The 12,640-nt window shown below is 60.9% G+C and carries 13 protein-coding genes; 8 read left to right on the plus strand and 5 right to left on the minus strand.

Features of this window, described 5'->3' with window-relative positions; translation table 11 throughout:
- Nucleotides 1-15 precede the first annotated feature (15 nt).
- The 6 genes from NCS58_RS30460 (at nt 16) to NCS58_RS30485 (ending at nt 6,289) form a co-directional block, all read left to right on the plus strand.
- Nucleotides 16-954: a fumarylacetoacetate hydrolase family protein gene (locus tag NCS58_RS30460; protein WP_250538962.1), complete on the plus strand. Its 939-nt coding sequence runs from the start codon at nt 16-18 to the stop codon at nt 952-954.
- A gap of 16 nt (nt 955-970) precedes the next feature.
- Nucleotides 971-2,014 (plus strand): zinc-binding dehydrogenase, encoded by a 1,044-nt coding sequence (locus NCS58_RS30465; protein ID WP_250478171.1) that lies wholly within the window; start codon nt 971-973, stop codon nt 2,012-2,014.
- Nucleotides 2,015-2,034: 20 nt separating this feature from the next.
- On the plus strand, nt 2,035-2,754 hold the full coding sequence (locus NCS58_RS30470) for a GntR family transcriptional regulator (protein ID WP_082378269.1): 720 nt from the start codon (nt 2,035-2,037) through the stop codon (nt 2,752-2,754).
- 300 nt (nt 2,755-3,054) lie between these two features.
- Nucleotides 3,055-4,503, plus strand: coding sequence for an MFS transporter (locus tag NCS58_RS30475; protein ID WP_250478172.1), 1,449 nt, complete (start codon nt 3,055-3,057; stop codon nt 4,501-4,503).
- Nucleotides 4,503-5,315 carry an SDR family NAD(P)-dependent oxidoreductase gene (locus NCS58_RS30480; protein ID WP_061119769.1) on the plus strand — a complete coding sequence of 271 codons (813 nt, stop codon included), beginning with the start codon at nt 4,503-4,505 and terminating at the stop codon, nt 5,313-5,315. Before NCS58_RS30475 ends, NCS58_RS30480 begins: the two co-directional genes overlap by 1 nt.
- Before the next feature lie 74 nt (nt 5,316-5,389).
- Nucleotides 5,390-6,289 carry a VOC family protein gene (locus NCS58_RS30485; protein WP_250538963.1) on the plus strand — a complete coding sequence of 300 codons (900 nt, stop codon included), beginning with the start codon at nt 5,390-5,392 and terminating at the stop codon, nt 6,287-6,289.
- A gap of 401 nt (nt 6,290-6,690) precedes the next feature.
- Here the strand turns inward: NCS58_RS30485 and NCS58_RS30490 are convergent, their stop codons facing one another.
- Nucleotides 6,691-7,548 (minus strand): VOC family protein, encoded by an 858-nt coding sequence (locus NCS58_RS30490; RefSeq protein WP_250478174.1) that lies wholly within the window; start codon nt 7,546-7,548, stop codon nt 6,691-6,693.
- A gap of 48 nt (nt 7,549-7,596) precedes the next feature.
- Nucleotides 7,597-8,451: a fumarylacetoacetate hydrolase family protein gene (locus tag NCS58_RS30495; protein WP_053572516.1), complete on the minus strand. Its 855-nt coding sequence runs from the start codon at nt 8,449-8,451 to the stop codon at nt 7,597-7,599.
- Nucleotides 8,452-8,694: 243 nt separating this feature from the next.
- Here NCS58_RS30495 and NCS58_RS30500 point away from each other — a divergent pair, with 243 nt between their 5' ends.
- Entirely contained in the window at nt 8,695-9,459 is a 765-nt protein-coding gene (locus NCS58_RS30500) for an SDR family NAD(P)-dependent oxidoreductase (RefSeq protein WP_250478175.1), read from the plus strand.
- Between the two features lie 310 nt (nt 9,460-9,769).
- Here the strand turns inward: NCS58_RS30500 and NCS58_RS34555 are convergent, their stop codons facing one another.
- The 3 genes from NCS58_RS34555 to NCS58_RS30515 form a co-directional block, all read right to left on the minus strand.
- Nucleotides 9,770-10,192: a hypothetical protein gene (locus NCS58_RS34555; protein ID WP_409241448.1), complete on the minus strand. Its 423-nt coding sequence runs from the start codon at nt 10,190-10,192 to the stop codon at nt 9,770-9,772.
- Between the two features lie 155 nt (nt 10,193-10,347).
- Nucleotides 10,348-10,818, minus strand: coding sequence for a cyanase (gene cynS, locus NCS58_RS30510; RefSeq protein WP_250478176.1), 471 nt, complete (start codon nt 10,816-10,818; stop codon nt 10,348-10,350).
- Between the two features lie 33 nt (nt 10,819-10,851).
- Entirely contained in the window at nt 10,852-11,511 is a 660-nt protein-coding gene (locus NCS58_RS30515; protein WP_250478177.1) for a carbonic anhydrase, read from the minus strand.
- Nucleotides 11,512-11,635: 124 nt separating this feature from the next.
- Here NCS58_RS30515 and cynR point away from each other — a divergent pair, with 124 nt between their 5' ends.
- Nucleotides 11,636-12,568, plus strand: a complete 933-nt coding sequence (cynR, locus tag NCS58_RS30520) for a transcriptional regulator CynR (protein ID WP_250478178.1) — start codon at nt 11,636-11,638, stop codon at nt 12,566-12,568.
- Nucleotides 12,569-12,640 lie beyond the last annotated feature (72 nt).

Here is a 12,640-nt window from a genome sequence, read left to right on the forward strand (position 1 = left end):
TCACAAGACCCGACGATGAACAGAGATACTTTCGCAAACGTTCCTGCGTATCCGGTGCTCGTCTCGTATGAGTCGAGCCGTGGCGCGCGAACCGGTGTGCTGGTGAACGACCGGGTTCACGACCTTGCGGGCGTGTCCGGCAAAGAAGAATACGCCGAGATGAAGGCGGTGCTCGAGAGCTGGGCCGACGTTGAGCCGTGGCTTGCCAGCTTCGACGCCGCGCGGGCAGGCGAGTCGCTGGCCCAAAGTTCTGTCCGGTTGCTGCCGCCGATTGCAAACCCCGGCGGCATCTACGGCGCCGGTGCGAACTACACCGACCATGCCGAAGAGATGGCCAAAATCACGGGCTCGGGCACGCCGGCGGCCCGCGGCGATCGCTCGTGGCACTTTCTTAAGAGTTCGCATTCGATCGTCGGCCCGGAAGCGACCGTGAGACTGCCGGAGGGCGCAACATCAATCGATTGGGAAGTGGAGCTGGCGGCGGTAATCGGACGTCAAGGCAAGAACATCGCGCTGGAAGATGCGCTGAATCACGTCGCCGCGTACACCGTCGCTATCGACTTTTCGGCGCGAGACTGGAGCCGCCGCACCGATCTGTCGGAGCGTTCCCCCTTCCGTATGGACTGGCTCTCGCACAAGAGTTTTGACGGCGCTTGTCCGATCGGGCCTTGGCTCGTTCCCGCCTTCCGCGTGCTGGATCCTCAGGACCTCGGGCTGCAGTTGTCGGTCAACGAGGTCGTAAAGCAGAACTCGAACACCGGCAAAATGATCTTCTCGCTTGCCGAACAGATCCGCGATTTGTCGACGCGCATCACGCTTTGGCCGGGCGACCTCGTACTGACCGGCACGCCGGCAGGCGTGGGCAGCAGCCGCGGCGAATTCTTGCGTAATGGCGATGTGGTGGATGCAGCGGTCTCCGGACTCGGCGTCCTGCGCGTGAAAATTTCTGCTTGACCCAGGCGATTGCACCATGAAAAGCACCATGAAAGCCATCGTGATGCGCCGTTTCGGCGGTCCGGAAACGTTGGAACTGGCCGAGGTGCCACGCCCCGTGCCGCAAGCGGACGAAGTCCTGATTCGGGTGCACGCGGTCACGGTGAATCGAACGCTCGATCTCGCTGTGAGAGCCGGGCGGTACGGCCGGCCAGTAACGCTCCCGCATGTGCTCGGCGCCGACCCGGTCGGCGAGATCGTCGAAATCGGCGATGACGTGGTCGATCGTAAGATCGGCGATCGTGTGGCGACCTCGCCGTTCGTCAAGGCCGCGACCGGATCCGCGCCTCCGGTGCTGCTCGGCGTTTCAGCATGGGGCGGCTATGCCGAATTCGTCGCGGTTCCGGCGCGCATCACGCATCTCGTTCCTGCGAAACTGGATTTTGCAGATGCAGCCGTCGTCGCGCGTCACGCTCCGCTTGCGCTGCATCTGCTGGAGACAAAAGCGAGAGTATGCCCTGGCGAGACGGTTTTAGTGATGGGTGCGAGCGGAGGACTGGGTTCTGTAGGCGTGCAGGTGGCGAAATCACTGGGGGCAACGGTCATCGCGGGGGCCGGTGCACCCGAACGCGTCGCGCGTGCGGTCGCCGCAGGTGCGGATTATGGCATCGACTACCGGCGCTCCGACCTTGTGCAGGAGGTCATGGTGCTGACGGGCGGACGCGGCGTGGATGTCGTGTTCGAGAACATCGGCGATCCGGATCTCTTTCCGCAAGCGGTTTCGAGTCTTGCGCGGGGCGGGCGTCTGGTCACCGCAGGGTCTCATGGCGGCGGAAAGGTCACGCTCAACGTGACGGAGTTGTATCAGAAGCAGCTCACGCTGTATGGATCGACAGGACAGAGGAGCGGCGACCTCGACCGGGCCCTCGCGCTGGCAGCGGATGGTCTTCTTCAAGCCGAGATCGCCGACACGTTTCCGCTGTCGAGCGCCGCCCGGGCGCATGAGGACTTGGAAGAAGGGCGGATCACTGGAAAAATCGTACTGCTGCCGCAGCATATAGAAGTTCCTCTATCGAGCTAGTGCGCCATAATATCGACATCATGAAACGCGACGAGCCCATCACCATCCAGTCAGCCTTGCCGCATGCGGGCGGCAAGAGCCGGCCGCTTTCAGAGCAGGCATTCAACACGCTGCGGCGCCGCATCCTGCGCGGCGAAATCGCGCCGGGTACCAAGTTGCGCATCGAGGTTTTGCAACAGGAGCATTCGCTGTCGAGCAGCCCGCTTCGCGAAGCCCTGAACCGGCTCGTAGCGGAAGGACTTGTGACGGCGGACGACAACAAAGGATTCCGCGCGGCCGCCGTGTCCGCCGAAGACCTCAAGGACATCACCAATTTCAGGCTGCTGGTTGAGCCCGCCGCGCTGGCGCAATCCATCGCCAACGGAGACGGCGAGTGGGAGGGGCGCATCGTCGCAGAGTTCCATCAGCTCGAGCGCCTGCGCAAGCGTGTGGCTTCAGGAGGCGACTGGCCCGACGAAGAATGGACCGAGCGTCACAAGCTCTTCCATATGGCCATGCTCTCAGCTGCGGAGTCGCCGCGCCTGCTCGCGCTGTGTTCGAGCCTATTCGATCAGTCGGAACGCTATCGGCGTTTTTCGGTTATGAACCGGAAAGAGCCGCGCAATACGGACGAAGAGCATCGCCGTATGATGGAAGCGGTTCTTGACCGGAAGTCGGAGCTCGCCTGCGCGATCCTTCGGGACCATATCGCGCAAACCGCCCGAAATGTCATGCTGATCAAAAGCGTCCAGGACGCGTAAGCGTCTAGGATGCACGCGTTTGCCTCCCTGCGTTTATCAGGAACGCCGCGGCACCACGGCCGCCCTCGCCATCGAGCCACTCGCGCTACATCAATTCTGTTCTTTCGTTTTTAGACCGAGCGCTCCCCTAAGCGGCTCGCTTTTTCCCATTTTTGTGCACAAACTTTTCGGCAGACTTAGTCGACTACGCTGGCTCGGCTCTCTGCCCTGTGGTCTCCGTTTGTTATAGGGAACATCTCTACTTGCACAAAACCATCTTTGTGCACAAAATGATTTCATAACGAACCGGAGGAAGACAGCATGGCAACGAGCGACAGCCCGCGGTGGGGGCAACAAGTCAGGCCGATCAGCGGTCAGGATGCATCCAGGGAAGGTTTAGAAGCGGCGGCTTCGAACGAAGAGAACGGCATGGCACATCGCGCGGCGTCGACGGATTCGAAAGCCGCGGCATCGATGTTGCCGCTGTCCAGGGGTTACACCACGCTCGCGGTTCTCATCGTCGCGTACATCATTTCGCTGGTCGACCGCCAAGTCATGTCGTTGATGGTCGCGCCGATCAAGCAGACCCTTCATATCAACGATGTTGAGATCGGTCTTCTTCAGGGATTTTCGTTTGCGCTTTTTTACTGCATCCTGGGTCTGCCACTCGGGCGGATTGCAGATCGCAGCAGCCGGCGCATTCTGATCGCCGCAGGGATGGCGTTTTGGAGTGCCGCAACGATCGCTTGCGCCTTCGCCCACAGCTTCACGGAATTGTTCGTCGCGCGCATGTGCGTCGGCATCGGCGAAGCTGCGCTCGCGCCGGCCGCCTATTCCCTACTCGCCGATCTGTTCCCGCCGAAGCGGCTGATCCGCGCCAACGCGCTTTTCTCGATGGGCGCGATGCTGGGTGGCGGCCTTGCGCTCGTGGTCGGGGGTACGGCGCTCGACTACGCGGCGAAGTTCGCGGGAGTATTGTTCGGCGGGCAGTTCCAAGCATGGCAACTGGTGTTCATCGCGGTTGGTCTGCCCGGGATCCTGCTCACAGGCGTGTTGCTCGCGCTCGTGAAGGAGCCCAAGCGTCTGGACGACACGCCGGTTCCCTCCATCCGTGAAGCCTGCGGTCAACTGTGGGCCCTGCGCGGTCATCTGGTGCCGCTCTACACATGCGCGACCTTGTTGTCGATCGTCATGTTCGCGAATCTCGGCTGGCTGCCGACGCACTTCATCCGCGTCTTCCACATGACGGCCAGCCAGACCGGAATGGGCCTGGGGATCGCACTCATGGCCGGATGCGTGATCGGCGCATATTTCGGCCCGTCGCTTACTGGCATGCTGCTGCGCCGCGGTCATCAGGACGCACATATGCGCACGGTGCTCATCGCTTCGCTCGTCATCATCGTGCCTGTGATGGGGCCGCTTATGGACAACCGTTATGCAGCCCTGTTCGCAGCCTTCCTGTACTACCTCGTGCAGAACTCGTACTTTGGCGCAATAACCGCGTCGGCCCAGTCCGTCACGCCGAACCGAATTCGCGCGATCAACTCGGGCATTCTGTTCCTCGTCATGAATCTGGTTGGCCTGGGTGGAGCCTCGGTCATCGTCGCCTGGGTTGCCGGTCACGTATTCGGGGGCGGCCCCAATGCGATCGGTCATTCAATTGCGCTCGTCAGTGCCGTTGCCGCGCTTGCTTCGTCCGTCATCGCCCTAAGGACGATGAAGCGCTATCGTCAGCCGGCGGGTATCGTCAACTTCACGGAGAACCGCTGATGTCATTGGAAAAGGAACACGGCCTCGCGAACCTCGAATTTCCTGCGCTCGCCCCGGCGGACGGGTACAGGCTCGTTGTCGTGGGCAGTCACGGCGGCATCGGTTCGGCGCTGTGCCGAGCCGCCGAGGCAAACGGCATGCAGGTCGTGGGACTGGATACGGAACAGGCGATCCGCGACAAGCCGGCCGCGTTGGCTGGACCAGCCATCGCCGTGGACGTGCGCGACGAAGTGTCGATCGCGGCGGCCTTTAAACAGGTCGGCGAGTTGCATGGTCGGATCGATGGGCTTGCCTATGTCACCGGGATCGGCATTCCGCCTACGCCTGCGGTGGATCATCAGATCGGGCAGTGGGACAAGACGATGGAGGTGAACCTCCGCGGTGCATTTCTGACTGCGGTAAGCGCACGGCCATTGCTGAAGCCTGACGCTTCGGTTGTTTTCGTCTCGTCGGGTCTTGCGGTTCAGGCGGATCCCGGTTTCGCCGCCTACAGCGCGTCCAAGGCGGGCCTGCTTGCGCTTGCGAAAACGCTTGCAAAAGAGTGGGCGCCGGTACGTGTAAATTCCGTCGCTCCAGGCCTCGTCAATACCGCCTTCCTGGGCGGTGGGAGTGGGCAAGGCAAGGCTGTCGATGGAACCGTCGAGGACTGGTTCGGACCCGAGCGGGCTCGCGCGATCTTGGAGACCATTCCGCTGAAGCGGATTGCCGTTCCGGACGACGTTGTCGCGCCGATGCTCTTTCTCCTGGGGGCGGGTTCTCGGTTCGTCACTGGACAGACCCTGCACGTGAACGGTGGAAGGCTGTCGCTCTAACGGCATCATTTTTTCATGGATCCAATAGCATGAGTATCATCAAATGTAACGAGCTGCTCTACATCCGGCGCAGCGTGCCGGACGTCACGCAAGTCGAGACATTCCTCAATCGCTTCGGTCTTATCACCTGCGCAAAGCAGGGCGAATCCGTGTACTTGCGCGCCACCGATCCCGTTCACCACTGCTATATCCTAGAACAGGGTCCGGCCCGCCTGTTGGGATTCGCCTTCTTGGCCAAATGTGAGGCGGATCTAAGAACGCTCGCGGCGGGCACCGGCCGTGACGTGGAAGAGATCACCGAGCCGGGCGGCGGTCTGCGAGTGCGCCTGAAAGAGCCGAATGGCTATGACGTGGATATCGTCTACGGCATCGCCGTGCCCGCGCCGATCAACGTCGAGCGTCAGGCCGTCAACACCGGCCGCGAGCCGACGCTTCGTGCCGACGAACCGCTGCGCTTGCCTCGCGGCCAGGCAACGCCGGTCAAGCGGATCGCGCATGTGGTCCTGGGGACGCCGCTCGTCGAAGAAACCGCCGCATGGTTTCGCGAAACGCTCGGCATGCTGCCCTCGGACGAAGTCTTTCGCACGGCCGGCGGTGAACAGATTGCGTCGTTCCTGCGCGTCGATAAAGGCGCCGAGCATGTCGATCATCACGCGTTTCTGCCGATGCGTTCGGATACCGCCGGCTTCCAGCACGTTTCGTTCGAAGCGCAGGATATCGATGCCGTGATGGCCGACCACCATTATCTGAAGTCGATGGGCTATGAGCACCTGTGGGGTATTGGTCGCCACTTGCTTGGAAGCCAACTCTTCGATTACTGGAACGACCCGCTAGGCTATGCACACGAGCATTGGGCCGACTCGGACCGTCTTTCGGCGACTGCAACCACCGGAGTATGGGAGGCCAAGGAAGGCATGGTCACGCAGTGGGGTGAGGGCGCAAGCGAGCAATTCCGCCATAACGTGAAGCCGTGACTCTAGTTCGTTCAGGAGTAACCGACTTACCAGGGTCGTGCGCAAGCCAATTGTACGTAGCGAGCCGGACGAAATAGTCGACCGTCGTAAGCCTCTCTCAGGGGCTCCGCTCGGAGCCTTTTTGCCGACGCTCTGGCGTCGGCTTTTTTTGTGTGGCTTGAATGGAATTTACGATTCGGACAGGAAGTCTATTGAGCCCGGGGCACCAAAGGTCAGCTCGACGCCTGTTCGCAAACTCCCATGCGGGGGCTGAGCAACTTTTCGTTTCGTCGCAGAAGTGCGGGACCCCGCCATACGCTAAATTGGGGCATCCAGTTATTCCCCGACGGAGGGAACGGTGGCCTGCGGCGCCGACGACACTGAGTCGTCGGCCGCGCGCGAGGGAGTTGCCAACGGTAGCCTCAACTTCTCATCCAAGCGCGGCCCCAGCTATTTAACGTGCGTTCGCCGTGAGGCCAAACACCGGGCTTGGCGCCCACCGCGACGCGTGCGAGTTCCGCCGAAAATTCGAGTCGGTTTCCATCGGGGTCGGTGACCATGAAGAAGAGGTTGTTACCCGGTCCATGACGTCCCGGCCCGAAGAAGATCGGCACATCAATTGCCGCGAACCGGTCGCCCCAATCGCGGATGTCGTTCCATTTATCGGTTTCGTAGCAATGGTGATCCCATTCGTTTCGCGAGCCCTGGAAGAACGCAAGGCTGTGATGCTCGTCGTCCGAGCGGAGGAATACCACTGCGACACGGCCGTTATCATCCACTACTTCGTCGGAAATAGAGAAACCGACGATATCGGTGTAGAAGGTCACAACGCGTTCGAGTTCGGTCGTTTGAAAAACGGTGTGCTGCAGGCGGGCCGGAAGACCGTCGCGACTAGCGACCGATGCCGCGTCGGACATCTCAAGTCCGAACGCCATCCGGCGACCTTGCGGATCGCCAATCACGAATGCGCCGGGTTGAAACAGCGAGGCGGTCAGAGCCTGGCAGGCTAGCCCATGATTCTGCAGTCGCTTACGCAGCGCGTTGAGTTCCTCCTGATTTCGCATCGCGTAGCCGAAATGCGGCCCCTGCCCGCTCGAACGCGCGGTGATCTCCATCGCGCGGTCCCGACCGACCAGGACAACCCGATCATGGCCTGTCCCACCCACAGAGGTCATCTGCATCTGCGATGTATAGAACTCGGCGAGCCGCCCGGGGTTGTCCGACACGACGTGGAGGTGATGCAGGCGCGCGGGCGTGCTTTGCTGAAGCGAAAAAGACAAATGACCCTCCTGTTTATGTCCCTGAAGCGTTCCAAGCCGATCTGTCGGTCATAGCAGTTCGTCGACGACGATGTTTCTCAGCGTGCCGACGCGCGAGATCTCGACCTCCACAACATCGCCCGGCTTCATCCACAGCGGCGGATCGCGAAACGCTCCGACGCCGCCGGTCGTGCCTGTGATGATCACGTCGCCCGGCAAGAGCTCGGTGAATACGGAGCAGTACTCGATCAGCCGTGCGACGTCGAAAATTAGGTCATTCGTGAACGCTTCCTGGACGATCGCGCCGTTCAGGCGGGTGATGAGCTTTAGGGACGACGGGTCGCCCACTTCGTCGGGCGTGACAAGGCAAGGCCCGAAGCCGCCCGTGGCGGGGAAGTTCTTGCCCGGCGTGAACTGGATCGTATGTTTCTGCCAGTCGCGCACGGTGCCGTCGTTGTAGCAGGCATATCCTGCAACGTGTTGCAGGGCGTCGGCCTGCTTTACATGCCGCGCCCGCTTCCCGATGACGACGGCCAGCTCGCCTTCGAAGTCGAGCTTCTCCGAGACGTTAGGGCGCACGATGTGCCCCTCGTGACCGGTTTGGGAGTCGGCCCACCGCGTGAAGATCATAGGATGCTTTGGGACTTCGCGCCCTGTCTCCTGCACGTGCGACAGATAGTTGATCCCTACGCATAGGATCTTTTGCGGGTCCGGAATCACCGGCAGGAGGTTGACATTTGCAAGCTGAAGCGCAGCGTCGGCGGTTGCAGCCCAACCACCCAGGTCGGACAACGTGTCCTTCTGCAGCGCTTCTTTCAAAGTCGCGCCGAATCGCGATGCGAGCGGTCCGGCATCGATGACGCGCGCGCCATCGAGCAAGCCCCATGACGCCGTACCCTGGTGTTCAAAGCTAATCAATCTCATGTTTGTCTTCCTAGAATGACAGACGTATGCTAAATTTTTGATGGGGCTGCCGTCAACAGAATTATGGCGGTCCGAGATAGTTTCCGGAGGTTCGAAAACATGTCGGAAGGCGCATGCCCTTGAGCTTTTTTTCCATTTCTTAGGACACCGTTCCTCGAGCTAAAAGAGTGATCGGTGCTGCGTTTTCAGTATCACGCGGCGGCACACGCCGTGTGATAGCAGATACACACGGAGGAGATTGAGATGGCGCGACGACTCGAAGGGAAGGTGGCTGTCCTAACCGGAATTGGCAGCGGCATGGGACGCGCTGCGGCGATTCTATTCGCTGCAGAAGGGGCGAAAGTGGTGGGATGCGACATCGACGAGGAGAGCGGCAGCGCGACGATCGATTCGATTCGCGAAGCTGGCGGGATCGCTGTGGCGCTTGCTCCCTGCGACCCATCCGAAGCGGATCAGGCTCAGGCGCTGATTGACTCCGCCGTGGCAAGTTATGGTGCCATCGACATCGTCTACAACAACGCTGCAAAGGTGCACTTCGCGCCCATCGAAGAGATGACTATCGAGATGTGGCGTGGCACGATGAAGGGCGAACTCGATATAGTGTTCAACGTGTGCAAGGCCGCGTGGGGACACCTCAAGGAGCGGGGCGGGTCGATCATCAATTGTGGATCGGTATCCGGGAAAATGGCCTATGAGGTGCTTCCCGCCCTTGCACACTCCGCGGGCAAGGGCGGGGTCATCGCAATGACGCGTCACCTGGCCATGGAAGGCGGCAAACATGGCATTCGGGTAAACAGTATTTCACCTGGGCTCGTGAGAACCGCGGCTACCGCTGCACTCATGGAAAACCCTGCATGGTTCGAGCCCATGAAACGCAAGCTGATGTTGAATGGACGTGTCGGAACGCCCGAGGACGTCGCGTATTGCGCGCTGTACCTCGCTAGCGACGAAGCCGGCTGGGTCACGGGCGCCGACTTCGCTATCGACGGCGGTACTACTGCATGGTGATGTGCCGCCCGTCGCATCCTTCTTACGGTTGTCGCCCTGCGATCCGGTGTGCGGTCCGAAGCGGCGATGGCGATCGAAGATCGAAAATCGCCGCGGTGCTGACTCGCGGTATCACATCTTCTATCGGGACACGATGCGCGACGCCTTTAACGAACGGGACGTCGCCGCGTCCGCATTCAAGCGGCTGTAACTGAACGATCCGCTGAATGTGCCGGTCGCTTGAGAAGAGTCATGCGGCGGCGGCGCCGCGCTGGTGAGCTGCTCTGGACGGGCAGCGAGCGGGCGTCTTGCTGGACGGCGCAGTCTCGTGTCATCTGTCGGCAATCCGCCCGCATTCGCTGCGGGCGGCCGTCGACTTCATCCAACGGGCCGTTGCGGTGGTCTGATAGAAGCGCTTCTTGTTACCCGCCGTGATTGACACGCCGTCGAGCTTGCTGAGTTCGTCGACCGTGTGGCAGATCAAGCGGCCATCAAAGCCACCCACGGCATGAGTGGCACGGACCGTGTCATGTATGCGATCGACTATCCCTATAAGCGGATCATCTTGGTTCACATGCTGCCGCGCGCCGTCCCGCGCCTTTATGCCTAACACGACAAGACGTCTTGAGCGCTTGCCTCGGCAGCACGATCGTCGACGTGCCCGCCACTCGCCCCCGTCATCGCCCAGATTGCCAACATCAAGACTCATCCCTCCGGGCGGCTCGCGACAGAGCAAGGCGTCCTCGCGATCCATGGCTGGGTCTAGACGGGGGATCCCGTTTCGATGTCATAGTTCGAGAGAGCCAACGCATTCCTAAAAACCTCACGTTCTCGGGCCGCATTATGTCGAACCCGATATCGCAAACGGCGTGCGGCTAGCTCGCGGTTCGTGGCCAAGCATTCGTGAGCTCAGAACGGCTTCGTGGGAAGATATTTCCCGTCCAGTGTGATCACCGCCCGGTGGCCGCCTTCCGGATCGTCGACCTTCTTGATGTCGAGCTTGAAGTTGATCGCACTGATGATGCCGTCGCCGAATTCTTCATGTACCAGAGCCTTTAGCGTCGAGCCATAGACCTGCACCATTTCGTAGAAGCGGTAGATCGTCGGGTCGGTGGGTACGCCGCCCGGAATGCTGCCACGCATCGGAATCGTCTGCAGGCCGCGCGCCGCGTCCGAGTCGAGACCGAGCCTGTCGGCCACGACTTTTGCCACATCCGCCGGCAGGGGATGCTGTCCGAGAAGCGCGGCGGTCACGAAGGCAATGCTGAGTCCGGTGCCTTCCGTGAGTTGCTTGAAGGTTAGGTTCTTCGCGATCTTGGCGTCGATGATTGCGTCGGACAGCGTTGCACGCGCGTTCTCACGGTACTGGGACTGACTCATGATGAATCTCCGGATGGGAAGTTAAGGTGCTGGTCAGGCGGCAAGGCTCGCACGGGCCGGTTCTGCACACGCGTTCGGATGCCTCGAAAGTGAGACGAAACGATGGGTGGCACCATCGAGCGCGTCGACGGATCCCGTTTCAATGTCATAGACCCAGCCATGGATCGCGAGGACGCCTTGCTCGATCGCGAGCCGCACGGAGGGATGAGTCTTGATGTTGGCAAGCTGGGCGATGACGTTTTCGCGAATCATCGAGTCGATGCGGTCGCGTTCGCTCGAATGCTTGCGTGCTTCGTTCACGACCCGCGCTGAATCCGCATACTTGAACCAGCTCCGGACCGACGGCATGTGATCCATGCAGGCGCATGTCGCGATTGCAGTCATGGCGCCGCAGTCCGAATGGCCGCAAATGACGATGTCGGTCACGCCGAGTCCCGCGACGGCATATTCGACGGTCGCGGTCACGCCGCCCGGTTCCGGACCATGAGAAGGAACGATGTTGCCGGCATTACGGATGACGAACAGGTCGCCCGGTTCACGCTGCGTCACGAGTTCGGGCACGAGCCGGCTGTCTGAACACGAGATAAACAGCGCGCGGGGATTTTGGCTCGTTGCAAGCCTCCTAAAGAGTTTCGTGCGCTGTGGGAAGGCTTCCCGCTGAAACCTGAGAAATCCGTCGATGATGTCTCGCATCTTTCACTCCGCGATTGTGAACGGTGGCTCGATGAGGTGAATGCTCGACGGTTTCGGCTATAGTGTCCAAGACCGGTTTCTTATCCGAGCTATAGGGAAGACCAATACCGAAGGAGTCGCAACCATGCTGCTACGACATATCCGGTATCTGCTGGCCGTAGCGGAGCATCGCAATTTCACGCGCGCCGCGCAGGCCCTGCACATATCTCAGCCCACGCTCTCGCAGCAGATCCGACAACTCGAAGAAGCCCTCGGCGCTCTCTTGCTGGATCGGACTGGGCGTTCTATTCGCCTGACCGACGCAGGGGAGGCCTATGTCAGCCACGCGCGGCGTGCGCTGCAGCAACTCGAGTCCGGCAAGCGCGCGATTTCCGATGTTCAGGACCTCAGCCGCGGCGTTCTGCACATCGCGGCAACCCCAACGTTCACCGCTTACTTCGTCGGACCGTTGATTGAGGCATTTAACCGTCTGCATCCGAAAATCATGCTGAGCTTCACGGAGATGCCGCAAGATCGGATGGAGGCCCTGCTTTCCGACGGCGCGCTGGACGTCGGAATCGCATTCGACACGGTCTCGAATGAGGAAATCGAGCCGCAGGTACTTTTCGTTGAGGAACTGGCGCTGATGATCGGCAAGGCGCATCCCCGAGCAAGACGGCAGCTTCGCATGACGCTCAACGAACTCAAGGAGGAGCCGCTGATCTTGTTGAACGGAGAATTCGCGACGCGCCGATACATCGACCGTTATTTCCGCGAGAACGGGGTGGCACCGCGGCTTGCAATGGAAGTCAATTCGATCAGCGCCGCGATTGAAGTCGTCAGCCGCAGTGCGCTTGCGACGCTGCTTCCAGCCGCAATCACGCGTGAGCATCGCGGGCTGTGCAGCGTCCAGCTTGAGCCGGCACTGCCGCAGCGGACGGCCGCGCTGCTGCTTCGCAAGAGTGGGTACAGGAGCGCGGCGACACGGGCTTTCGTGGCTTTATCGGTGCTGCAAAGCGATGCCGAGCGTGCCGCTGGGAAGCGGGTCAAGCGGAGCAAACGTCCTACCACCGAGTGACGGTCTTGCATCTTCTGGCGGTCGGTTCGACGTTTGGCGACAATGCGACGAAGGTGTCAGGCGGATTCGAAC

Source organism: Caballeronia sp. INML3B (genome assembly GCF_023631305.1).
Taxonomy (GTDB): domain Bacteria; phylum Pseudomonadota; class Gammaproteobacteria; order Burkholderiales; family Burkholderiaceae; genus Caballeronia; species Caballeronia turbans.

Excerpts from the sequence above, each read along its gene's own strand:
- NCS58_RS30460 (WP_250538962.1), top strand. The coding sequence starts at position 16 with ATGAACAGAGATACTTTCGCAAACGTTCCTGCGTATCCGGTGCTCGTC.
- NCS58_RS30465 (WP_250478171.1), top strand. The coding sequence starts at position 971 with ATGAAAAGCACCATGAAAGCCATCGTGATGCGCCGTTTCGGCGGTCCG.
- NCS58_RS30470 (WP_082378269.1), top strand. The coding sequence starts at position 2,035 with ATGAAACGCGACGAGCCCATCACCATCCAGTCAGCCTTGCCGCATGCG.
- NCS58_RS30475 (WP_250478172.1), top strand. The coding sequence starts at position 3,055 with ATGGCAACGAGCGACAGCCCGCGGTGGGGGCAACAAGTCAGGCCGATC.
- NCS58_RS30480 (WP_061119769.1), top strand. The coding sequence starts at position 4,503 with ATGTCATTGGAAAAGGAACACGGCCTCGCGAACCTCGAATTTCCTGCG.
- NCS58_RS30495 (WP_053572516.1), bottom strand. The coding sequence starts at position 8,451 with ATGAGATTGATTAGCTTTGAACACCAGGGTACGGCGTCATGGGGCTTG.
- NCS58_RS30500 (WP_250478175.1), top strand. The coding sequence starts at position 8,695 with ATGGCGCGACGACTCGAAGGGAAGGTGGCTGTCCTAACCGGAATTGGC.
- NCS58_RS34555 (WP_409241448.1), bottom strand. The coding sequence starts at position 10,192 with ATGGATCGCGAGGACGCCTTGCTCTGTCGCGAGCCGCCCGGAGGGATG.
- cynS (WP_250478176.1), bottom strand. The coding sequence starts at position 10,818 with ATGAGTCAGTCCCAGTACCGTGAGAACGCGCGTGCAACGCTGTCCGAC.
- NCS58_RS30515 (WP_250478177.1), bottom strand. The coding sequence starts at position 11,511 with ATGCGAGACATCATCGACGGATTTCTCAGGTTTCAGCGGGAAGCCTTC.
- cynR (WP_250478178.1), top strand. The coding sequence starts at position 11,636 with ATGCTGCTACGACATATCCGGTATCTGCTGGCCGTAGCGGAGCATCGC.